At 74.6% G+C, this 20,170-nt stretch carries 19 protein-coding genes; 9 read left to right on the forward strand and 10 right to left on the reverse strand.

The window, feature by feature from the left end; all coding sequences use genetic code 11:
- The first annotated feature begins 148 nt into the window (after positions 1–148).
- Positions 149–520, forward strand: a complete 372-nt coding sequence (locus ACIQWA_RS01045; protein WP_402476487.1) for a fic family toxin-antitoxin system, toxin component — start codon at positions 149–151, stop codon at positions 518–520.
- Positions 521–539: 19 nt separating this feature from the next.
- Here the strand turns inward: ACIQWA_RS01045 and ACIQWA_RS01050 are convergent, their stop codons facing one another.
- The 5 genes from ACIQWA_RS01050 to ACIQWA_RS01070 form a co-directional block, all read right to left on the reverse strand.
- Positions 540–1,919: an ATP-binding protein gene (locus ACIQWA_RS01050; protein WP_402476490.1), complete on the reverse strand. Its 1,380-nt coding sequence runs from the start codon at positions 1,917–1,919 to the stop codon at positions 540–542.
- Complete coding sequence (locus tag ACIQWA_RS01055) at positions 1,916–2,593, reverse strand: response regulator transcription factor (RefSeq protein ID WP_402476492.1); 678 nt, start codon at positions 2,591–2,593, stop codon at positions 1,916–1,918. The genes ACIQWA_RS01050 and ACIQWA_RS01055 overlap by 4 nt, the downstream gene beginning before the upstream one ends.
- 24 nt (positions 2,594–2,617) lie before the next feature.
- Positions 2,618–3,991 (reverse strand): MFS transporter, encoded by a 1,374-nt coding sequence (locus ACIQWA_RS01060; protein ID WP_402476493.1) that lies wholly within the window; start codon positions 3,989–3,991, stop codon positions 2,618–2,620.
- A gap of 249 nt (positions 3,992–4,240) precedes the next feature.
- The gene (locus ACIQWA_RS01065; RefSeq protein ID WP_402476496.1) at positions 4,241–5,239 is read right to left on the reverse strand and encodes a LysR family transcriptional regulator; all 999 of its coding nucleotides are present in this window, start codon (positions 5,237–5,239) and stop codon (positions 4,241–4,243) included.
- A 98-nt stretch (positions 5,240–5,337) separates the two neighbouring features.
- Positions 5,338–6,183: a hypothetical protein gene (locus ACIQWA_RS01070; protein ID WP_402476499.1), complete on the reverse strand. Its 846-nt coding sequence runs from the start codon at positions 6,181–6,183 to the stop codon at positions 5,338–5,340.
- A 376-nt stretch (positions 6,184–6,559) separates the two neighbouring features.
- On the opposite strand from ACIQWA_RS01070, the gene ACIQWA_RS01075 reads away from it, so the two are divergent.
- The 3 genes from ACIQWA_RS01075 (at position 6,560) to ACIQWA_RS01085 (ending at position 9,461) form a co-directional block, all read left to right on the forward strand.
- Positions 6,560–7,207 carry a DedA family protein gene (locus ACIQWA_RS01075; RefSeq protein ID WP_402476502.1) on the forward strand — a complete coding sequence of 216 codons (648 nt, stop codon included), beginning with the start codon at positions 6,560–6,562 and terminating at the stop codon, positions 7,205–7,207.
- A gap of 183 nt (positions 7,208–7,390) precedes the next feature.
- Complete coding sequence (locus ACIQWA_RS01080) at positions 7,391–8,098, forward strand: Tat pathway signal sequence domain protein (RefSeq protein ID WP_402476504.1); 708 nt, start codon at positions 7,391–7,393, stop codon at positions 8,096–8,098.
- 109 nt (positions 8,099–8,207) lie between these two features.
- Complete coding sequence (locus tag ACIQWA_RS01085; RefSeq protein WP_402476507.1) at positions 8,208–9,461, forward strand: threonine/serine exporter family protein; 1,254 nt, start codon at positions 8,208–8,210, stop codon at positions 9,459–9,461.
- A gap of 57 nt (positions 9,462–9,518) precedes the next feature.
- Here ACIQWA_RS01085 and ACIQWA_RS01090 read toward each other — a convergent pair whose 3' ends face one another.
- Complete coding sequence (locus ACIQWA_RS01090) at positions 9,519–10,760, reverse strand: PP2C family protein-serine/threonine phosphatase (RefSeq protein ID WP_402477836.1); 1,242 nt, start codon at positions 10,758–10,760, stop codon at positions 9,519–9,521.
- Between the two features lie 242 nt (positions 10,761–11,002).
- Between ACIQWA_RS01090 and ACIQWA_RS01095 the strand changes: the two genes are divergently transcribed.
- The gene (locus ACIQWA_RS01095) at positions 11,003–11,338 is read left to right on the forward strand and encodes a GNAT family N-acetyltransferase (protein WP_402476510.1); all 336 of its coding nucleotides are present in this window, start codon (positions 11,003–11,005) and stop codon (positions 11,336–11,338) included.
- A 117-nt stretch (positions 11,339–11,455) separates the two neighbouring features.
- Here the strand turns inward: ACIQWA_RS01095 and lpdA are convergent, their stop codons facing one another.
- Together lpdA and ACIQWA_RS01105 are read right to left on the reverse strand one after the other, a co-directional pair.
- Positions 11,456–12,862 carry a dihydrolipoyl dehydrogenase gene (gene lpdA / locus ACIQWA_RS01100; RefSeq protein ID WP_360240984.1) on the reverse strand — a complete coding sequence of 469 codons (1,407 nt, stop codon included), beginning with the start codon at positions 12,860–12,862 and terminating at the stop codon, positions 11,456–11,458.
- 323 nt (positions 12,863–13,185) lie between these two features.
- On the reverse strand, positions 13,186–14,781 hold the full coding sequence (locus ACIQWA_RS01105) for a M28 family metallopeptidase (RefSeq protein ID WP_402476514.1): 1,596 nt from the start codon (positions 14,779–14,781) through the stop codon (positions 13,186–13,188).
- A 147-nt stretch (positions 14,782–14,928) separates the two neighbouring features.
- Here ACIQWA_RS01105 and ACIQWA_RS01110 point away from each other — a divergent pair, with 147 nt between their 5' ends.
- The 3 genes from ACIQWA_RS01110 to ACIQWA_RS01120 all read left to right on the forward strand — a co-directional run bounded on the left by ACIQWA_RS01110 (position 14,929) and on the right by ACIQWA_RS01120 (position 17,265).
- Positions 14,929–15,108 (forward strand): antitoxin, encoded by a 180-nt coding sequence (locus tag ACIQWA_RS01110; protein WP_360240978.1) that lies wholly within the window; start codon positions 14,929–14,931, stop codon positions 15,106–15,108.
- Between the two features lie 193 nt (positions 15,109–15,301).
- Complete coding sequence (locus ACIQWA_RS01115; protein ID WP_402476517.1) at positions 15,302–15,892, forward strand: TetR/AcrR family transcriptional regulator; 591 nt, start codon at positions 15,302–15,304, stop codon at positions 15,890–15,892.
- On the forward strand, positions 15,889–17,265 hold the full coding sequence (locus ACIQWA_RS01120; RefSeq protein ID WP_402476519.1) for an MFS transporter: 1,377 nt from the start codon (positions 15,889–15,891) through the stop codon (positions 17,263–17,265). The genes ACIQWA_RS01115 and ACIQWA_RS01120 overlap by 4 nt, the downstream gene beginning before the upstream one ends.
- Positions 17,266–17,296: 31 nt before the next feature.
- Here ACIQWA_RS01120 and ACIQWA_RS01125 read toward each other — a convergent pair whose 3' ends face one another.
- A complete protein-coding gene (locus tag ACIQWA_RS01125; RefSeq protein WP_360240969.1) occupies positions 17,297–17,824 on the reverse strand; it encodes a DinB family protein in 528 nt (175 codons plus the stop codon).
- A gap of 388 nt (positions 17,825–18,212) precedes the next feature.
- On the opposite strand from ACIQWA_RS01125, the gene ACIQWA_RS01130 reads away from it, so the two are divergent.
- On the forward strand, positions 18,213–18,701 hold the full coding sequence (locus ACIQWA_RS01130) for a flavodoxin family protein (RefSeq protein WP_402476522.1): 489 nt from the start codon (positions 18,213–18,215) through the stop codon (positions 18,699–18,701).
- 51 nt (positions 18,702–18,752) lie between these two features.
- Here ACIQWA_RS01130 and ACIQWA_RS01135 read toward each other — a convergent pair whose 3' ends face one another.
- Positions 18,753–20,126 (reverse strand): MATE family efflux transporter, encoded by a 1,374-nt coding sequence (locus ACIQWA_RS01135; RefSeq protein WP_402476524.1) that lies wholly within the window; start codon positions 20,124–20,126, stop codon positions 18,753–18,755.
- Positions 20,127–20,170 lie beyond the last annotated feature (44 nt).

Raw genomic sequence — 20,170 nt, forward strand, 5'->3', positions numbered from 1 at the left:
AACCCGCCGGGCCCGGTTTGTAGCTCCCCGTACACCTGGCTACGCTTCGGGGCATGTGGTTGAACGTCCGGCCGGCCGACCAGGTCCAGATCCATGCGGCCCCCGAACAGCACGCGCGCAGGCGGCGCGGACCCGCCCTGGACGCGGCGTGATCCTGCGCATCGACCGGGCCTGGCTGCTGGACATCGCCCACCGCTTCCTGCCCACCGACCCGGACATCACGGACTACGGGACCCTCTCCGCCGCCGTGGCCCGGCACGCCGACGAGGTCATGGACGTGCCCGTGTACGAGGGCCCGCACCAGCGCGCCGCCGCGCTGATGCACCAGCTCATCCGGGTGCCCGCGCTGGAGTCCGGCAACGAGCACTTCGCCGCCGTCGTCGCCGCCGCCTACCTCACCGCCTCCGGCGTCACCGTCACCGCCGGCCCGAAGGCCGCCGCCGACCTCGCCGCCCGCATCCGCGCCGGGCGCGCGGACGTCCGGGAGGCCGCCGCCGCCATCCGCACCTGGTACCACTGAGCCGGCACCACTGAACCGCTCAGGGCGCGGGGAGGCGGAACTCGACGGTCAGCCCGTGCGGCAGCGAGGGCGCGACGGTGAGCGTTCCGCCGCCGGCCCGGGCGAGTTCGTCCGCGATGGCCAGGCCGAGGCCGGTGCCGGGAAGGTTCTGGTGCTCCGGTGCGCGAGCGAAGCGCCCCAGCAGCAAGGGGAGTTGAGCGTCCGGGACACCGGGGCCGGTGTCCCGGACCCGGACCACCGCGCCGCCGTCCGGGCCGGGCCGGACGGTCACCCGGACCTGGGCGCCGGGCGGGACGAACTTGCCGGCGTTGTCCAGCAGGGCGTCCAGGATCCGCCCGGCCGCGTCGGGCAGGGCGCGGGCGCGCAGCCCGGGGGTGATCTCGGCGGTCAGCTCCGGGCCGCCCGCCTCGAACACCGGGACCCAGGCCGCCACCCGCTCGGCCACGGCCGCGGAGACGTCCTGGTCCTCGACCGGCGCGGCGGCCGCCTCCAGCCGGGCCAGGGCGAGCAGGCCGTCGAGCAGCTCCCCCAGCCGGTCCGCCTCGTCCAGGGCGAGGGCGTGCGCCTGCCGGCCGGGGCCCGGCGCGACGTACGGCTCGGCGTTCTCCAGTTGCAGCACCAGGGTGGCCAGCGGGTTGCGCAGCTGGTGCGAGGCGTCGGCGACGAAGTCCCGGCGGCGGCGCAGCGATTCGCCGACCGCCGCCGCCATGCCGTCGAAGTGCTCGCGCAGCCGCCGCAGTTCGGGCGGTCCGGTGTCGGCGGTGGCAGCGACGGCGGCGCGCGGTTCGAAGCGGCCGTCGGCCATGGTGGCGACCGCGCGGTCGAGTTCGTGGACGGGCCGCAGCAGCCAGCGGGCTATGCCGGCCGCGACCAGGGCGGCGGCGCCGAAGGCGGTGACGGCGCCGGCCGCGATCAGCGTCCAGCGGACCAGCACGTCCTGCCGCGCGGCGTCGGTGGGGACGGTCAACAGGACGGCGCCGCCGACCCGTTCGTCCTGGCCGACCGGTTCGGCCAGCACCACGGTGTCCGGCCCCCAGGGCAGGACGGTGGGCAGCGCCTCGGTGGAGCGGCCGGTCAGGGCGCGGTCCTCGGCCTGCCGGGCGGCCGGGCCCACCGGGGCCGGACCGGCCCGGCCGACGGTGTGTCCGGCGCTGTCGACCACCGTCACCGCGGCGCCGTAGAGCTGGGCGTAGCGGGTGAGTTCGGCGTCGAGTTCACGGCGGTCGGCGTCGGTGCGGATCCGGTCGGCGAGCTCGGCGAAGCGGACGCCGTCGGCCCGGCGTTGCAGCAGCAGGTGTTCGGTGCGGCCGCGGGCGTAGGAGTCGGCCAGCGGCAGGGCGAGCAGCAGCACGGCCGTGCCGATGAGCGCGGTGAGCACCGCCAGCAGCCGGCGCCTCACCGGCCGTCCAGGGCGCCGAGTTGGTAGCCGTAGCCGCGGATGGTGCGGACCAGGGCGGCCCGGCCGGTCTTGGCCCGGATGCCCGCCACGTGCACGTCCAGCGAGCGGGAGGAGGCGAGGAAGGCGTCGCCCCAGATCCGGTCCAGGATCTCCTCGCGGGAGCGGACGTCGCCGGGTTGCGCGGCGAGCAGCGCGAGCACGTCGAACTCGCGGCGAGTGAGCCGGACTTCGGCTCCGTCGACGGTCACGGTGCGGGCCGCCGGGTCGATCGTGACGTCCCCGGTGCGCACCTGCCGCTGCCCGCCGGCCGGTTCGGGGGCGGCGCCGGTGCGGCGGCGCACGGTGTCGATCCGGGCGATGAGTTCGGCCATCCGGAACGGCTTGACCACGTAGTCGTCGGCGCCGGCCCGCAGGCCCTGGAGGACGTCCCGCTCCTCGCTGCGCGCGGTGACCACGATCAGCGGCACCGCGCACACCGTGCGCAGCTTGCGCAGCAGGTCGAGGCCGTCCAGGTCGGGCAGGCCGAGGTCGAGCAGGACGAACTCGGCCTCCCGGACGTGCCGCAGCGCCTCGGCGGCGCGGACCACCCGGCGCACGGTGTGGCCGCGCCGGGCGAGCGCGGTGGCGAGGGCCTGGGCCATCCGGTCGTCGTCCTCGACCAGCAGCATGTGCACGAACCCTCCCCGGCGGTGAGGTGACTACGGTACGGGCTGCGCCGCGGCGGCCGGCGCCGGGGTCTCCGCGGGGTCGAGCACGGCGTGCCGGGTGTCGGGCATCAGCACGTAGACGACCAGGGAGACCAGCGCGCAGCCGGAGACGTACCAGAAGAAGCCGGACTCGTGGCCGCTGTTCTTGAACCAGAGCGCGATGTACTCGGCGGTGCCGCCGAACAGCGCGTTGGCGAGGGCGTACGGCAGCGCGACGCCGAGGGCGCGGATCCGGGTGGGGAAGAGTTCGGCCTTCACGGCCGCGTTGATCGAGGTGTAGCCGGTGACGACGAGCAGCGCGACGAGCGAGAGGCCGAGCGCGGACCAGTAGCCGGAGGCCGAGCCGAGGGCGGTCATCAGCGGGTAGGTGCCGACGGTGCAGCCGAGTGCGAAGGTGATCAGCAGCGGGCGGCGGCCGATCCGGTCGGAGAGCAGCCCGGCCAGCGGCTGGACGGCGGCGAACACCGCGAGCGCGGTGAAGCTGACCAGGGTGGCGGTGTCCTTGGCGAGCCCGGCGCTGCCGATCAGGTACTTGGTCAGGTAGGTGGTGTACGTGTAGTAGGCGACGGTGCCGCCGAGGGTCAGGGCCATCACCAGGGCGGCCTGGCGCCGGTGCTCCCACAGGCTGCGCAGGGTGCCGCGGGCGTCGGCCCGCTCCCGGCCGGCGGACTCGGCGGCGAAGGCCTCGGTCTCCGGCAGCCGGCGGCGCAGCCAGAGCACCACGACGGCCAGCACGGCGCCGAGCAGGAACGGCAACCGCCAGCCCCAGGAGTGCAGTTGGGTGCTGCTGAGGGTGTGCTGCAGGACGATCAGGATGCCCAGGCCGAGGAGCTGGCCGCAGGTCATCGAGACGTACTGGAAGGAGGAACCGAGGCCGCGCCGGTTCGGTGCGGAGGCCTCGGTGAGGTAGGTGGCGCTGGCCGCGTACTCGCCGCCGATGCTCATGCCCTGGAGCAGCCGGGCGAGCAGCAGCACGACGGCGCCGAGGTAGCCGGCCCGCGGGTAGGTCGGGGCGACGGCGATCAGCACGGCGGCCGCGGACATCATGGTGACGGTCAGGGTGAGCGCGCTCTTGCGACCGTGCCGGTCGGCCGCCCGGCCGAGCAGCCAGCCGCCGACGGGGCGCATCAGGAAGCCGACGGCGAAGATGCCGGCGGTGTTCATCAGCTTGGCGGTGGAGTCGCTGCCGGGGAAGAAGTCGTCGGCGAAGTAGACGGCGAAGCTGGCGTAGACGAACCAGTCGTACCACTCCACCAGGTTGCCCAGTGACCCGCCGATCAGGGCGCGCCGCCGCCGGGCGCGGTCCGCGCCGGGCGGCTGGGGGCGGGGAGCGGGGGCGGCCGGGACGGCGGCGGACGGGGACATGGCGGCTCCAGCGGCTGGTACGGCGGGTGGGTGTCCCAGAGCGTGCCGCCGCGCGCTGGGCGGCGGCAAGGAGCGCCGCGCAGAACTTACGTTCCGCTAAGGAAGCCTGCGCCGCGGCTCACCCGTCGTGTTCCTCGGCGCGACCGCCCAGGCCCCGGCCCGCGGCCTGTCGATCGGCTGCGGCTGCTTCGGCTGCTCCGGCTGCTCCGGCTGCTTCGGCTGCTTCGGCCGGTGGGCGAGGCGGCCCGGTCAGCGGCGGGCTGAGCCGGGACCGGACGCCGGACCGGACGCCGAGCCGGAGCCGGAGCCGGACGCCGTCCCCGAGGCGGTGCGGCCCGGACCCCGGCGGACCGCGCGGCCGGCCATCGACAGCAGGTCGCGGGCCGGTCCCTGCGGACGCCGGCCGCTGGGCCAGACCGCCCGCAGGGACCGGCTCAGGTCCACCCCGGTGACCTGGACGGCCACCAGCCGCCGCGCCCGCAGGTCCTCCTCGACCGCCAGCCGGCTGAGCACGGCCGGCCCGGCCCCGGCGACCGCTGCGGCCTTCACCGCCGTCGAGGAGGGCAGTTCCAGCAGCGGGCCGGCCGGCCCGCCGTGCGGCGCCAGCACGGCCGTCAGCACCTGCCGGGCGCCCGACCCCGCCTCCCGCAGGATCAGCCGGGCGGCCGCCAACTCCTCGGGGGCGACCCGGCTGCGGCGCGCCCAGGCGTGCTGCGGGGCGGTCACCACCACCAGCTCGTCCCGGGCCACCACCGCGGTGTCCAGCCCGGCCGGGACGGTGGCGCTCTCGACGAACCCGAGGTCGACCTCGCCGCGCAGCACCTTCTCGGCCACCAGACCGGAGTTGTCGGCGCTCAACGAGACCACGGTGTCCGGCCGTTCCGCCCGCAGGGCGACCAGCCAGCCGGGCAACAGGTGCTCGGCCACCGTCAGGCTCGCCGCGACCCGCAACCGGTCGTCGCGCTCGCCGCGCAGCGCCTCGATCCCCGCGTCCATCGCCCCGGCGGCCTCCAGCACCCGGCCGGCCCAGCCGGTGACCAGCACCCCGGCCGGCGTCAGGCGGGAACCGTTCGGGGAGCGTTCGAGGAGGCCTACCCCGATCCTGGTCTCCATCACCCGCATCCGGGCGGAGGCGGCCGGCTGGCTGATGCCGACCTCCCGGGCGGCCCGGCCGAGACTGCCGAGCCGGGCGACGGCGAGCAGCAGCTCCAGGCTGGGGAGGTCGGGCACTCGGGGGGAAAGCGGCATGGTGGGGTCCACGGACGTCGGGGCGGATCGAGCCGGACGGAACGGGGCGGGACGGCGAACTGCCGTCCCGCCCTCGGGGGTTCTGGTCGTGGTGGGGTTCAGCGCCGTCGGCGGCGAGCACGGGCCGCCCGGGCGGCGAGGGCGAGGGCGGCACCCGCAGCGATCGCGACGAGGCCGACCGGCAGCACGGTGCCGGCCAAGTCCGTTCCCGTGCGGGCCAGTTCACCCCCGGGCGCGGGGGCTGCCGGCCCGGGCGAGCGCTCGCCGCCGGTGCCCGCGCCCGGTGCGGGCGGGGCCGCCGAGGCGGACGGGCTCGGGCTGCCGGACGCGCCGGGGCCGGGCGACTCCCCCGGGCCACCGGGGTCCGTGGGCGTCCCGCTCGGAGTGGCCGTCGGGGTGGTCGTCGACGTCGGCGTGGACGTGGGTGTCGAGGTGGGCGTGGACGTGGACGTGGGCGTGGAGGTGGGTGTCGACGTCGGGGTGGTGGTCGGCGTCGCCGTCGGGGTCGGATCTCCGGGGACGAGCCGGATGACCTTCCGGGGCTGCGTCTCCACGATGTCGTCCTCGCCGAGGTAACCCCTGACGCCGATGTCGACCCGGTCGGTGAACGGGTTGTCCGGCCCGAACTTCAACCGGATCGGAATCTCCGTGACACCGGGCGGAATGGGCCCTTCGTCCTCCGGGAGCGGGAAGTCCTGCCAGTTGTCCGTCGGATCGTTGAACGACGTGGTCGACTGCCACCGGCCGTCGAGGAAGTACTGGACCTCGATCTGATCGGACCTGATCCCGGCGTACTGGGTGTCGTGGACCTCGAAGAACAGCCGGTTGAACTGCCCGTCCGTCTCCGAGCGGTGGAGAACTACGGCGAACTCCTGCCAGTCGGCCCCGGGTTCGAAGTCGCGGGGCAGTCCGCGCAGTTCCAGGGAGGCCTCCGTCGCGGTCACCGGAGTCGTGGTTACCGGAGTCGCGGTCACCGGTTTCGCCGCCGTCGGATTCGCCGCCGCCGCGGTCGGAAGCACCGCCGCCGCGACGAGCCCGGTGGCCCCTGCGGCGACGGCGGTGGCGGCGGCCATTCTGCTCAGTTGCACGTGATTCCCTCGTCCCGTTGATGATCAATACACCGGGAATCCTCCGTGCACCGACCAGATCCGAGTAGTACCCCCTTTCCTATGGGGTCATAGGCCGGGTTTCTGACCCACTCCGGCCGCCCTCCGCTCCCTTTTCTGCACCCGGGCGGGCACTGCACCGCCGACAAGCACCACACCGGACAAGCGTTACATTTGAGCAGAAAGGGGACCGATCACCGGCGAGGTGCGGCGGATGCACGCGATCACCGACTGGCTGCGCGGACTGTCCGGCCCGGTCGTGTACGCGGTCGTCGGCGCCATGGTCTTCACCGAGGACGCGCTGTTCTTCAGCTTCTTCATCCCGGGCGAGTCGGCCGCCGTCCTCGGCGGCTTCATCGCCCACCAGGGCAGCGTCTCGCTCGGCTGGATGATCCTGGTGGTGGTCTGCGCGGCCGTCCTCGGGGACTCCGCCGGCTACGAGATCGGCCGCCACCTCGGCCCGACGATCCTGCGCACCCGCCCGCTGCGGCGGCACGCGAAGCGGGTCGAGACGGCACAGGACCTGATCCGCCGGCGCGGACCGGCCGCCGTGTTCGTCGGCCGCTTCATCGCCTTCTTCCGCCCGCTGGTGCCCTCGCTGGCCGGGATGTCCCGGATGCCGTACCGCCGGTTCCTGTTCTACAACGCCCTCGGCGGGCTGGCCTGGGCCTTCGGCTTCACCCTTCTGGGCTACTTCGCCGGAGCCGCCTACAGCAGGGTGGAGGGCACCGTCGGCCGGGTCGCCGCCATCACGATCGCCGCTCTCGTCGCCGTCACCCTGCTGGTCTGGTTCCTCCGGCGCCACCACGCGCGGGGCCGCGAGCCGTCGGACCAGGGCGGCAACGGCGACCGCGAGCGCTGAACCGGGCGCGCCGACCCGCGCGGGCGTTGTTGACGAAAAGTCAGCAGGTTCGCCGCCGTACCTTGACGGGTCACCGACACGGTCCTACAACGGAGTCAGCTCCCCCGCTCCCCGTCCCTCGGGAGCCCTCCGGGAGCAGCGGAAGTTCGCCTTCCCGTCCCTCACCGAGGAAGAGGCTTTCCCATGCGCGCACTCCCCCACCGCACCGCTGCCCTGACCGTCTCCGTACTCGCCGCGCTCGCCCTGGTCGCGGCGGCTCCCGCCACCGTCGCCTCCGCCCCGGCCACCGCCTCCGCCCCGGCCGTCGCGGGCCCCGTGCTCACCACCGGCAGCACGGGTGGCGCCGCCGTCGCGGCGGGCGACGCCCTCGCCGCACCGCTCGCCGGCCGCTCCGCCACCTTCTACTCCACCGCCACCAGCACCACCGGCGTCACCTGCGCGACCTCCCGGCTGTCCGCCACCGTGCTGACCAACCCGGCCGCCCCCGACACCGCCACCGAGTCCCTGACCGGCCTCACCTTCGACTCCTGCACCGCCAACGTCACCGGCGTCACCTCGGTGCGCAGCCTGACGGTCGACACCCTCCCGTACGGCGTCTCGATCGCCGACGGCGCCGGCCTGCCCGTCACCCTGACCGGCGGCAGCGCCGGGCAGATCCAGGCCACCGCCGTCCTGAACAGCTGGTTCGGCACCATCACCTGCACCTACCGGCTCAGCGGAGCCTTCACCGGCGCCGCCGACAACGGCGGCCAGAGCCTGACCTTCACCAACGAGCACTTCGCCAAGAGCGGCGGCTCCGGCCTCTGCCCCGGCGACGGCTACTTCTCGGCGAGCTACGGCCCGGTCACCGACACCAGCCAGTCCGGCGCCCCGGCGGTCTATGTGAACTGACCGCCGGACCGCGGCCCGGCGCCTCCGGGGCAACTCGGCGGCGGCAGCACGAAACGATCAGAGCAGGGCAGATTCGGACCCAAGCGGGCGGGATGGGACGATACCTGCCATGTCTAGCAAGTCTCCACCGGTCCGGGGCAACGAGGCCCCCGCCGGCCCGCTCCGCCGCCTGCTGCTCGAACTGGGCGACGCCCTGCTGGGCGGGGGCCTTCCCGTCCACGAGGTCGAGGAGGAACTCCGCGGGCTCGGACGGGCACTGGGGGCTCCCGAGGTGCGGGTCGCCGCGCTCACCAACGGGCTGTTCGTCGCCCTCGACGCGGTGGAGGCCACCAGCTTCCGGCCGGTCGGCGCCGCGCTGCGGTTCGAGCAGACCGCGGACGTCCTGCACCTGGCGCACCGGCTGCGCGCCGGTGCGCTGGACGGCCCCCGGGCCCTGGCCGAGCTGGACGCCATCCGGCACGCCCCCGCCCGCTGGCCCGCCTGGGTGGCGGACCTGGGTGCACTGCCGGTCGGGGTGGGCGTCTGCCTGTTCCTCCAGCCGGTGACGGCGAACGTGCTGGCCGCCGGGGCCGGCTCGCTGATCGTGGCGGGCCTGACCGCACTCGCCCGCCGGCTGCCCAGGCTGCGCCCGCTGCTGCCGGTCACCGCCGGGTTCCTGGTGGCACTGCTCGTCCTGTCGCTCAGCCGGGCCGGCCTGCTGGAGGGCCCGCTGCGCACGATCGTGGCCACCCTGGCGATCCTGCTGCCGGGCGGGCTGCTGGTCACCGGGCTGTCGGAGGTCGCGGCGGGCGCCGCCAGTGCCGGGACGGCCCGGCTGGTGTCCGGTGCGGTGCAGCTGGCGCTGTTCCTCGCCGGGGTGGCGGCGGCCACCACCGCGCTCGGCGTGCCGGCCATTGCGCTGGCCAACATCCAGGTGGCCAGGCCGAGTTGGTGGGTGATCGCGGTGGGGCTGGCGATCGCCGTGGCCGGCGTCGTGGTCAACGTGAACACCCCGCCGGCGGCGATCCCGTGGATCGTCGCGGTGATCGCGGTCAGCGTCACCGTGCAGGTGGTGGTCGGGTCGGTCCACGGCGCGGCGATAGGCGGGCTGGCGGGCGCGGTCAGCGCCGCGGTCGCGGCCACCGTGGTGCACTGGCTGCCCGGCGGACCGCTCTGGCAGGTGCTCTACCTGCCCGCGTTCTGGATCGTGGTGCCGGGCTCCTTCGGCCTGCTGAACACCGCGCAGATCGAGGTCGGCAACGGCGCCCAGTCGGTGCTGGCCGCCGTGTCCGCAGTGTTCGGGGTGTCGATCGGCACCCTGATCGGCTCGGTGATCAGCCGGATCCCGCGCCCCTCGCTCGCCGTGGCCCAGCTGCGGGCCTGACCCCCGGCAGGCGCGACCACCGTTCTCCGCGACCATCCGACCGGCGCGATCACCGGCTCAGCCGGGGGCCGCGCCGTTTCCGTTGCTGCTGGCGCCGCCGCTTCCGTAGCCCTTGCCGTTGCCCTTGCCGTAGCCCTTGCCGTTCCCGCTGCCGATGCCGTTGCCCTTGCTGGTGCGGACCGCGAGCAGCGCGGTGTCGTCCGTCAGGCGCCCGCCGGAGTGCCGGAGGACGGCGCCGACGACGGTACCCACCAGGCGCCCGGGCTCCCCGACCCCGGGCAGGCCGGCCAGGCCCTCCAGGTGGGCGCGCAGGTCGAAGAAGTCGCCCTGGCGGTCCCGGGCCTCGGTCACCCCGTCCGTGACGATCAGCACGGTCTCGTCCACGCCCAGCCGGAGCCGCTGCACCTCCGGGAGCCGGCCGGCCAGCGGGGCGAGGCCCAGCGGGACGCCGTTGCCCGGCGGCAGCTGCCGGACCCCGCCCGGGCCCACGACGTACGGGCAGTCGTGGCCGAAGTTGACCACCTGGATCTCCCCGGGGGCGTCGTCGGGGAACCAGACGACCACCGCCGTGGCGAAGCGCTCGTCCTCCTCACCCAGCCGGGCGGAGAGCCGGTTCTGCCGGTGCACCCGCTCCTCCAGCCAGGAGGCGACCGTCGCCAGGCCCTCCTCCCGGAAGGCCGCCTCCCGGAAGCAGCCGACCAGGGCCGCCGCCGTGGCGACCGCCGGCAGGCCCTTCCCCTGGACGTCGCCGAGGACGACCCGGGCACCGTACGGGGTGGCCACCACGTCGTAGAAGTCACCGCCCACCCGGGCCTCGACATCGGCGGCCAGGTAGCGGGCCTCCGCGTCCACCCCGCCCCAGCCCGGCGGCACCGGGCGCAGCACCACCTGCCGGGTGGTCTCGGCGGCGCCCTGCAGATGGCGGACGTAGGCGGCGGCCCGGGCCCGGAAGACACTGAGCGGATACGCGAGGACGCAGCCGGCGATCACCAGCAGGAAGTCCTCGATCCCGTGGGACTTGCCCCAGACGCCGTTCAGCCCGGGATAGGCGACGACCGCGAGACCGGCGAAGGCCACGGTGACCGCTGGACCGCACAGCCCCGCGGCGACCACCGGGACCAGGGCCAGCCAGCTCAGCGACTCGAAGTCGCGGGGGGTGAGGGCGTCCACGGCCACCACCGCCACCAGCAGCACGGCCGGGATCAGCCAGGACCGGTGCCCGTACCGGACCAGCACCGGCAGCTGGGACCCTGGGTCGGACGGCGACTGCACCGGCCCGGACGCCTTCGCGGCACGCACCAGCAACGGCCCCTCCGCTCTCCTCCGGTGTCGCGACGGCGCCGGGCCCGGCGCCGTCGCGCCCACGTTAGAGGGCCGGGGCGCCCGGCGCCCCTCAGTCCGCGCCCGTCCGGAGCAGCCGGCCGGCCCGTCGCGCGGCCCGGCGAGGTGGGCGCCCAGCCCGGCCCGGAACCACCCGCCCCGCCCGGCGGCTAGTCTGACCCCGCACCGAAAGCCCGTACGAACCGCGAGAGGCCTTCCCGATGAGCACCCCCAGCACCCCCGTCGTCGAGCGGTCGGACGAGCGGCACCGCTACGAGATCCTGGTCGACGGTGAACTCGCCGGTTTCACCGAGTACTTGGACCACGACGGGCAGCGCGTCTTCTACCACACCCTGGTCGAGGAGGCCTTCGCCGGCCGCGGCCTCGCCGGACAGCTGGTCCAGGAGGCGCTGACGGACGTGCGGGCCGCCGGGAAGCGGATCGTCCCGATCTGCCCGTACGTGGCCAAGTTCCTGACCAAGCACCAGGAGTTCGCGGACCTCACCGACGAGGTCACCCCGGAGGTCAAGGCCTGGCTGCGCGGCCGACTGAGCTGAGCTGGCCTGAGCTGGGCCGAGCGGGGCCGAGCGGGAGCCGCCCGCTCCCCGGTCGAGAACGACGGAGGACGGTGCGGCCCCGCCGGGCGGGGCCGCACCGTCGGCACGTCCGGGTCGTCACATGTTGATCATGTGACCGGCGAGGCCGTGGATGGCCTCCTTGACCGCCTCGCCCAGGGTCGGGTGAGCGTGCACGTTGCGGGCCACCTCGTGGACGGTGAGGTCCCACTGCTGGGCCAGCGTCAGCTCGGGCAGCAGCTCGGTGACCTCGGGGCCGATCAGGTGGGCGCCGAGCAGCTCGCCGTGGGTGTTGTCGCAGATCACCTTGACGAAGCCGATCGGGTGGCCGAGGCCGTGCGCCTTGCCGTTCGCGGTGAACGGGAACTTGGCGACCTTGACGTCGTAGCCGAGGTCACGGGCCTGGGCCTCGGTGTAGCCGAAGGAGGCGATCTGCGGCTGGCAGTAGGTGGCGCGCGGGATCATGGCGAAGTCGACCTCCATGGTCTCCGCCCCGCCGATGGTCTCGGCGGCGATCACGGCCATCGTCTCGGCGGCGTGCGCGAGCATCAGCTTGGCCGTGACGTCGCCGATCGCGAAGATGTGGTCGACGCTGGTGCGGCCGCGCCCGTCCACCGCGATGGCGTTGCGGTCGGTCAGCTTGACCCCGGTGTTCTCCAGGCCGTAGCCGTTGACCCGCGGCGCGAAGCCGATCGCCTGGAGCACCTTGTCGGCCTCCAGCACCTGCTGCTGCCCGTCCTTGGTGACGGTCACCCGCACCTTGGCGTTCGGGTCGCTGTCGTCGATCGACTCGACCCGGGTCGAGGTGAGCACCTCGATGCCCAGCTTGCGGTACTGCTTGGCGAGTTCGGTGGAGACCTCGACGTCCTCCAGCGGCACCACGCGGTCCAGGAACTCGACGATGGTGACCTTCACGCCGTAGTTGTGCAGCACGTAGGCGAACTCGACGCCGATCGCGCCGGCGCCCGCGATGATGATGCTCTCCGGCAGCTGCTCGGTGAGGATCTGCTCCTCGTACGTCACCACGCGCTCGCTCAGGCTGGTGCCGGGCAGCAGGCGGGTGGTGGCACCGGAGGCGATGATGCAGTGGTCGAAGGTGACCACGTCGAAGCCGCCACCGCTGAGCGCGACCTGGAGGGTGTGGTCGTCGACGAAGGTGCCCCAGCCGTCGTACTCGGTGATGCCGTTCTTCTTCATCAGGTAGTGGACGCCCTTGACCCGGCCGTCGGCCACCGAGCGGCTGCGCTTGAAGGCCTCGGAGAAGTCGAAGGTCACCTGGCCCTCGACCTTGATGCCGAAGGTCTTGGCCTCCTTGGTGAAGATGTGGGCGAGCTCGGCGTTGCGCAGCAGGGCCTTGGAGGGGATGCAGCCGACGTTGAGGCAGACGCCGCCCCAGTACTTGGCCTCGATGACCGCGACCTTGAGGCCCAGCTGGGCCGAACGGACGGCGGCGGTGTAGCCGCCGGGGCCCGCGCCGAGGACGACGACGTCGTAGTGCGTGCTCATGTTGCTGACTCCTCCGAGGGTGTCACGGGTGTCGTGATCTCGTGATCTCGGTCCCATGGTGTCAGGACCGGACTCGACGCACCCACCGGGTCTCGGCGGATGCGCTCCGCGCGGCACCGTACAGGGCCGGGGGGCGATTGTCAGTGGCAGAGCCACGACCACCGGAACCTGAGTATCAGCATCAATGTCAGTGGCGGCCGCTACGGTGGTGCGCACCCTGACCCACCAGGGGCGATGGCGGACGGGAGGTGCCCTGTGGACGGTGTGCGCACGGCCGGTGGGTGGGCCCGCCGCCCGAGGACGGCAGCGGGCCCACCCGGGCGTCAGGCCGCCACCGCGTGGGCGTCGGTGCCGCCCGCTCCGGCGTCGCCCGCTCCGGCGTCGCCGGCTCCGGTGCTGCCCGGGGTGCTGATACCCGCGCCACCGGCCGCCCGGGCGGCCGGGCGCTGCCCGGGTACGGGCCGCTGCAGCGGGGAGAGGTCCCAGGCGTAGGTGCCGACGGCATGGGCGATCACGTCGATGTTGTTGTCGAAGACCGCCAGGTCCAGGTTGTCCAGGTCGTCACAGGCCTTGTGGTAGCAGGCGTCGTAGGCGGCGCCCGCCGTGCCGCCGTAACGGGCCTGCTGCTCGGGGGTCTTGATCACCTCGGCGCCGGTGTCGGTGCCGCCGGCCGGGATGCCCGCGTCGATGAACGGACCGTAGTCGGAGCGGCCGTCGAAGGCGCGCGGCTCGTGCGGCAGCTCGCGGCCGTCCAGGTAGTCGGTGAGGAAGCGCTCGATCTGGGCCGAGCCCTCCGGGCCCGCGCCGCCGCCCGCGCTGCCGGAGCCGTTGTAGACGAACTGCGCGTAGTTGGGGGATGCGATCATGTCGAAGTTGAGGTAGAGCCGGATGTTCTTCCGGTCCGTGTCGGAGAGCGACTTCACGTACGCCTCGGAGCCCTTGAGGCCGAACTCCTCGGCCGACCACCAGGCGAACCGGACCTTGTTCTTGACCGGCCGGGTGCCGAGGTTCTTCGCGACCTCCAGGATGCCGGCCGCGCCGGAGCCGTTGTCGTTGATGCCGGGCCCGGCCGGGACGGAGTCCAGGTGGGCGCCGACCATCACGGTGTTCGCCGGATCGCCGCCCCGGGTCTCGGCAATGACGTTCCAGGTCTTGCGCTGTTCCATGAAGGTGCGGACGTCCAGGGTCAGCCGCACCGGACCGGCGGCGGCCTCGGCGGCCAGCGCCTTGCCCGCCGCCTCGGTGATCCCGCCGGTCGGGACCTTCCCGGCGGTGGGCTCGCCGAGGGTCCCGTTCAGTTCGCCGTCGGTGTTGTTGTAGATCAGCGCCCCGACGGCCCCCGCCGTGGCCGCGGCCGCCTGCTTCGCGGCGAAGCTGCACCCGCCGCGCCGGATCAGCGCGATCCGGCCGGTGACGGAGCCCGCCGGGTAGTCGGCGGGCGTGCAGCCGGTGGTGGCGCTCACCGGGGCGACGCCCAACTCGGCGGTCAGGCCCGCCTCCGGGCCGCTCACCGAGTAGGTCATCGCCAGGACCGGCACCGACTCCGCCCGCGGTGACAGCACGTCCAGGCGCTGTGCCCGGGCCTCGAAGAAGGTGTACTCGAAGTCCTGCCGGGAGACCTCGAGCCCGGCCCGCCGGGCCTGTTCGTAGATGTACCGCGCGGACAGGTCGTGGCCCTTCGAACCGGCCGCCCTGGTACCGCCGTTGCGGTCGGCGAACCGTTGCAGCGCGACCAGGGTGTCCCGGGCGTCCTCGGCGCTGCTCGCCCCGACCAGCCGCTCGGCCAGCCTGGCGCCCCGGCGGGCCGGGTCCGGGTCGGCGTTGGCACTGCCCGCACTGACGAGTAGTAACGGGGCGACCAGGGCGGCGGCGGTCAGGGCGGCGAGCGGGGAGGTCCGGGAACGGGAGCGGGGCTTCAAGGAAACTCCTTCCGACGGTCGGTGGGTTCACGATTTGACATGACGGCGACCGCCTTGCCAAGGCCGCCGCGCTGCCGCGAGGTGCGCGGGACGCCCAGGGCGGTGATGCTGGAGGGGTGGGGGCGTCTCATCCAGGAGGGTGACCACATGTCCATGCTGGATAAGCTCAAGGGCCTGTTGAAGGGCCACGAGGACCAGGCCGAGAAGGGTGTCGACAAGGCCGGCGACTACGTCGACGAACGCACCCAGGGCAAGTACCAGAGCCAGGTCGACACCGCCCAGGACAAGCTCAAGGAGCAGTTCCGCGACGACCGGCCGCCGCAGTAGCGCGGCCCCCGATGCCGCCCGGCCGGGCCGGCGGCGGCGCTCAGGCGTCGCCCCGGCCCGGCCGTGGTCGGCCCCGGGCGTCTTCCGGTCCCGTCCGTCTTCCGCGCCCGTCTCCCCTGCCTGTGTTCCCTGCCCGGTGGACGCGCGGCACTGCGAGTAGACACTGTCTACGGTGATCCGGTAGACAGTGTCCATGACCGAACAGGACCGCGACCTCCGCGCCCGCCTGGTGGCCGCCGGCATCGAGCTGGTGACCGAGGAGGGTGTCCACGCCCTCGGGCTGCGGGAGATCGCCCGCCGCGCCGGGGTCTCCCACGGAGCACCGCGCCGCTACTTCCCCACCCACCGCGAACTGCTCGCCGCCGTCGCCCGGCACGGCTTCGGCCGGCTGACCGACACCCTGGCCGGTGCCGACGCCCTCTCCGCCGGCACCGGGGCCGACCCCCGTACCCGGATCGAGGCCCTCGCCCGCGCCTACCTCGGCTTCGCCGCGGCCAACCCCGGCATGTTCGAGCTGATGTTCCGCCACGACCTGCTGGAGGGCAGCGGCACCGAACTGCGCCGCTCCACCCTGCCGCTGTTCCGCACCTTCGTCGGCCTGGTCGGCGAACTCCACCCGCAGGACGAGGACCCGACCGCCGCCACCGCCGCGCTCTGGGCCAACCTGCACGGCCTGGCCCAACTCCGCACCTGGGGCAGCCTCGCCCTGGCCACCGGCAGCGACGGCATCGAACCCCTGCTGGGCGCCACCCTGGCCGCCCACCTCGGCCCGGCCATCCGGTGAAGCCCCGTCGCCGCGAGCGGCTCACCCTCGCCACCAGCGTCACCGGTGCCGTCCTCGTCGCCCTGGACGGCACCGTGCTCGGCGTCGCCCAGCCCACCCTCCAGCGCGACCTGCACGCCTCCCTGACCGCCGTCCAGTGGACCAGCACGGGCTACCTGGTCACCGTCGCGGCCCTGCTGGTCTTCGCCGGCCGGCTCGGCGACCGCTACGGCCACCGGCGCACCTTCACCCTCGGGGTGGCCGGCTTCGCCGCCGCCTCCGCCGGCATCGCCCTCGCCCCCGACATCGGCTGGGTGATCGCACTGCGCGTGCTCCAGGGCCTCTCCGGCGCCCTGCTCCAGCCCGCCACCATCGGTCTGCTGCGCGCCGTCTGGCCCGCCGACCGGCTGCCCGGCGCGATCGCGCTGCGCACCGCCGCGCTCGGCGTCTCGGCCGCCGCCGGACCGCTGGTCGGCGGCGCGCTCACCACCCACTTCGGCTGGCGGGCGGTCTTCCTGCTCGGCCTGCTGCCCGCCGCGGCGGCCCTGGTCGCCGCCATCGCCGTCCCCCCGGTCCGCACCGAACGGGCTACCGGCGGCCTGGACCTGCCCGGCGCGGGACTGCTCGCGCTCGCCCTGGCCGCCCTGGTGCACACCCTGGTGGCCCTGCCGACCGACGGCTGGTCGACCGGCACCGCGCTCACCCTCACGGCGGCCGCCCTGGCCACCCTCGCCCTGGCCCGGTACGAGCGCCGCACCGCCCACCCGCTGCTGCCCGCCGCCCTGCTGCGCGCACCCGCCATGGGCCCGGCGCTGGGAGTCCTGCTCGCGGCCTCGGCGGCGCTCTTCGCGACGCTCTTCCCGGCCAGCTACTTCCTCCAGGACGCCCTCGGCCTCGACCCCCTGCAGAGCGCCCTGCGGGCATCGCCGCTCGCCGTGGCGATGGTCGTCGCCGCACCCGTCTCGGCCGGACTGGCGAAGCGCCGCGGCACCCGCGACACCGTGCTGGTCGCGATGGCGCTGCTCACGGCGGGCACGCTGCTCACCGCCCGGCTCGGCCCGTCCTCGGGCGCCGTCGCGATCGGCGGCTGCTTCCTGCTGATCGGCGGCGGCTTCGGCACGGTGATGGCCGTCGCCACCTCCGCCGTCGTCCGGGGCGCGGCCGCCGCCGAGGCGGGCGTGGCGGGCGGCCTCCAGCAGACCGCGATGAACGTCGGCCCGGCCCTGGGCGTCGCGCTGGCCACCGTCCTGGCCGGGCGCGCGGCACCGGGCGCGGCGCTCGCCCCGGCCGCGCTGGCCGCGGCCGCCGTGGCGGCGGCAGGACTGCTGCTCGCCACCCGGCTGCCCGGCCGGGCCGTCGCCACCCGGCCTCGGGAGGCCGCCGGGCGCACGTGACAGCCAGGCAGCCGGGCAGCCAGAGGGAGCGTCAGACGCCCGTGGCGCCGTCGAGGGCCTCGCGCAGCAGGTCGGCGTGGCCGTTGTGGCGGGCGTACTCCTCGATCAGGTGCACCAGGATCCAGCGCAGCGAGGCGGTCTCGGCACCGAGCACCGCCGCCAACGGAGCAGGCAGCGGCCCGGCCTCGTCCAGCGGCACCCCACGGGTGAGCTCCCGGCCCCGCTCGACCTCCGCCCGCCAGTCGGCCAGGGCCTGCGCCATCCCGCGCGCGGCGTCCAGCCCGTAGCCGTCCGGGTTCTCCGGGCCGTACCGCGGCGGCACCTCCTGGCCGGCGAACACCCGCTGGTACCAGGTGCGTTCGACCTCGGCCAGGTGCTGGACCAGCCCGAGCAGGGTCATCGTCGAGGGCGGCACCGAGGCCGTCCGCACCTGCCCGTCGTCCAGCCCGGAGACCTTGTGCTCCAGGGTGGCCCGCTGGAAGTCCAGCCAGCCCTCCAGTGTGGTCCGTTCGTCCGCCTGTGGGGACGGGATCGGCCGCCCGTCCGGTGTGCTCGCCATGGCCGCCACTGTGGCACGCACCACTGACATTGATGCTGATACTCAGGTTCCGGTGGTCGTGGCTCTGCCACTGACTGACGCCCTGCTGGGCTGTCTTCGGGTTGTTCTGTCCGGCCGCCGGGACCTGTTCAACGGCCCCCGGCGCGGCCGAGCACGCCGGGGGCCGGTCCGGGGTCAGGGGTCAGGGGTCAGAGGTCAGGCTCGGCCGGTCGTGGAGATCACCACCACCTCGGCCACCGTTCCGTCTCACGGGGCTCGACGGCGCACGTGGCCCGGGCCGCGGGCCGTTCGGCGGCTCGCGACCCGCGATGTCACGTTCCGCCGCGCTGCCCGGTCCATCCAGCACCCGTACGACGAAGAACAGAAGAACAAAGGGAGCGTCCTCACCATGAAGGCCGTAATCGTGTGTGTCTCGGTTTCCCACGGCAACACCCGACGGATCGCCGAGGAGATCGCCCGGCCGCTGGCCGCACCCGTGGTCACACCGGAGGAGCTGGACCCGGCCGACCTCAGCGGCTACGACCTGGTCGGGTTCGGCTCGGGCGTCTTCACCGGCCGCCTCCACCCGCGCCTGCGGGCCTTCGTCCGCAGCCTGCCGACCGTCGTCCCGTCCGCCGAACGCCCCTGCCGGGCCTTCGTGTTCGCCACCAGCGGCCTGCCCGAACCCGGCTTCCGCCCGTTCACCCGGCCGACGGAGCGCGCCCTGGCGGCGAAGGGCTTCCGGATCGTCGACGGCTTCACGGCCCGCGGCCACGACACCTGGCTCCCGTTCCGGCTGGTCGGCGGCATCAGCAAGCACCGCCCCGACAACCGCGACTTCGCCGCCGCCCGCACCTTCGCCGAGCAGCTCCGGAGCACCTCCACCCCGACGTCCTGAGCCCCGCACCCTGGGTCCGGTGGCCGGGCCGCCGCCCGACCACCGGACCACCTACGTACGCCGCAGACCCGACACCCGGGCCCGCGCCCGCGCCACCCGCGCCTCCCTGACCACTCCCCTGTCCCGACGCCGGGCGAGTACCACCAACAGCACCAACTGCACCACCGCACCCACTCCCTGGCCGACCCACACCCCGTCCACCCCCCACCACCGCGACAGCACCACCGCCGCCCCCAACTGCCCACCGAGCCCGAACACCGCCGACACCACCAACGCCCGCCCGGCCCCGGTCGCCTGGTGGTAGCCGCCGAGGGCGACCGCCGGGGCGTACGGCAGCAGGTAGAGGGCAGCCAGGTGGAGGAACCCCGTGGACCGGGCGGCCACCGCCGGGTCGTCGGTGAACAGCGCGGCGAGCGGGCCGGCCGCACCGGCCGCCAGCAGCGCCGCCGCGGCGCCCAGCCCGACGGCGAGGCGGGCGGTGGCGCGCCGCAGCTCGCGCAGCGGCTCGGGCGCACCGGCCCCGACGAGGTGGGCGGCCCGGAGGGCGACGGCCTGGCGCAGCGCGTAGAAGGCCATGGTGAGCACGAGCAGCAGCCGGTAGCCGATGCCGTACCCGGCCACCGCCGCCACCCCGAACCCCGCGACCAGGGCGAGTTGGGCCGTGCCGACGGCCATCCGGGCGGTGAAGTCCAGACCGAACGGCGCACCGGCCCGCAGGATGCCGAGGGCCGCCGACCCGACGCCCGCCGCCCCGGCGCGCCGAACCTCGCCGAGGCCCCGGACCGGTCCGGCAGCCCGGGGCCGCAAGTGCAGGGTGACGGCGAGGGCGACCGCCCGGGAGCCGGCCAGGGCCAGTGCCGCGCCGGGCACGCCGAGGGCGGGCAGCGGGCCGGCGCCGAGGATCAGCAGCGGGTCGAGGACCAGCAGCAGGGCGTTGGAGAGCAGCGCGATCCGCATCGGGGTGCGGGTGTCGCCGCTGCCCTTGAAGAGTTCGTCGGCGACCCGCTGGGCGAAGAACAGCGCGAAGGCCGGGAAGGCGACGGTGAGGTACTCGGCGGCTCTGGCAGCGGCCTCGCCGTCGAGGAAGGCGGCCGCGATCCGGTCCCGCAGCAGGAAGCCGGGGGCGGCGAGGGCGAGGGTGCCGAGCGCGCAGAGCCGCCAGGCGGCGCGGGTGATCCGCCCGGCCTCCGCCCCGTCTCCGGCGCCGAGGGCCCGGGCGAGCCGGACGCTGACGCCGGAGGACACCACCAGGACGAGTCCGAGCAACAGGTTCTCCAGGGTTCCGGCCAGGGTGACGGCGGCCACGGCGGCCCCGCCGAGGCCGGCCACCCAGAGCGTCCCGATCACCGTGGCGATCACTCCGGACAGCAGCTCGGCGTAGACCGGCCCGGCCAACAAGGCCAGCCGGACGGACTGTTCGCGCACGGGTCCCCCCATCGTCGCGCCGCCCGCACCGGAGCAGGCGGCTG

Source organism: Kitasatospora sp. NPDC098652, assembly GCF_044760155.1.
In the GTDB taxonomy this organism is placed as follows: domain Bacteria; phylum Actinomycetota; class Actinomycetes; order Streptomycetales; family Streptomycetaceae; genus Kitasatospora.

Bases quoted from the DNA above. Each gene is read 5' to 3' on its own strand.
- ACIQWA_RS01060 (WP_402476493.1), bottom strand. From the start codon at position 3,991: ATGTCCCCGTCCGCCGCCGTCCCGGCCGCCCCCGCTCCCCGCCCCCAG.
- ACIQWA_RS01065 (WP_402476496.1), bottom strand. From the start codon at position 5,239: ATGCCGCTTTCCCCCCGAGTGCCCGACCTCCCCAGCCTGGAGCTGCTG.
- ACIQWA_RS01075 (WP_402476502.1), top strand. From the start codon at position 6,560: ATGCACGCGATCACCGACTGGCTGCGCGGACTGTCCGGCCCGGTCGTG.
- ACIQWA_RS01080 (WP_402476504.1), top strand. From the start codon at position 7,391: ATGCGCGCACTCCCCCACCGCACCGCTGCCCTGACCGTCTCCGTACTC.
- ACIQWA_RS01085 (WP_402476507.1), top strand. From the start codon at position 8,208: ATGTCTAGCAAGTCTCCACCGGTCCGGGGCAACGAGGCCCCCGCCGGC.
- ACIQWA_RS01095 (WP_402476510.1), top strand. From the start codon at position 11,003: ATGAGCACCCCCAGCACCCCCGTCGTCGAGCGGTCGGACGAGCGGCAC.
- lpdA (WP_360240984.1), bottom strand. From the start codon at position 12,862: ATGAGCACGCACTACGACGTCGTCGTCCTCGGCGCGGGCCCCGGCGGC.
- ACIQWA_RS01110 (WP_360240978.1), top strand. From the start codon at position 14,929: ATGTCCATGCTGGATAAGCTCAAGGGCCTGTTGAAGGGCCACGAGGAC.
- ACIQWA_RS01115 (WP_402476517.1), top strand. From the start codon at position 15,302: ATGACCGAACAGGACCGCGACCTCCGCGCCCGCCTGGTGGCCGCCGGC.
- ACIQWA_RS01125 (WP_360240969.1), bottom strand. From the start codon at position 17,824: ATGGCGAGCACACCGGACGGGCGGCCGATCCCGTCCCCACAGGCGGAC.
- ACIQWA_RS01130 (WP_402476522.1), top strand. From the start codon at position 18,213: ATGAAGGCCGTAATCGTGTGTGTCTCGGTTTCCCACGGCAACACCCGA.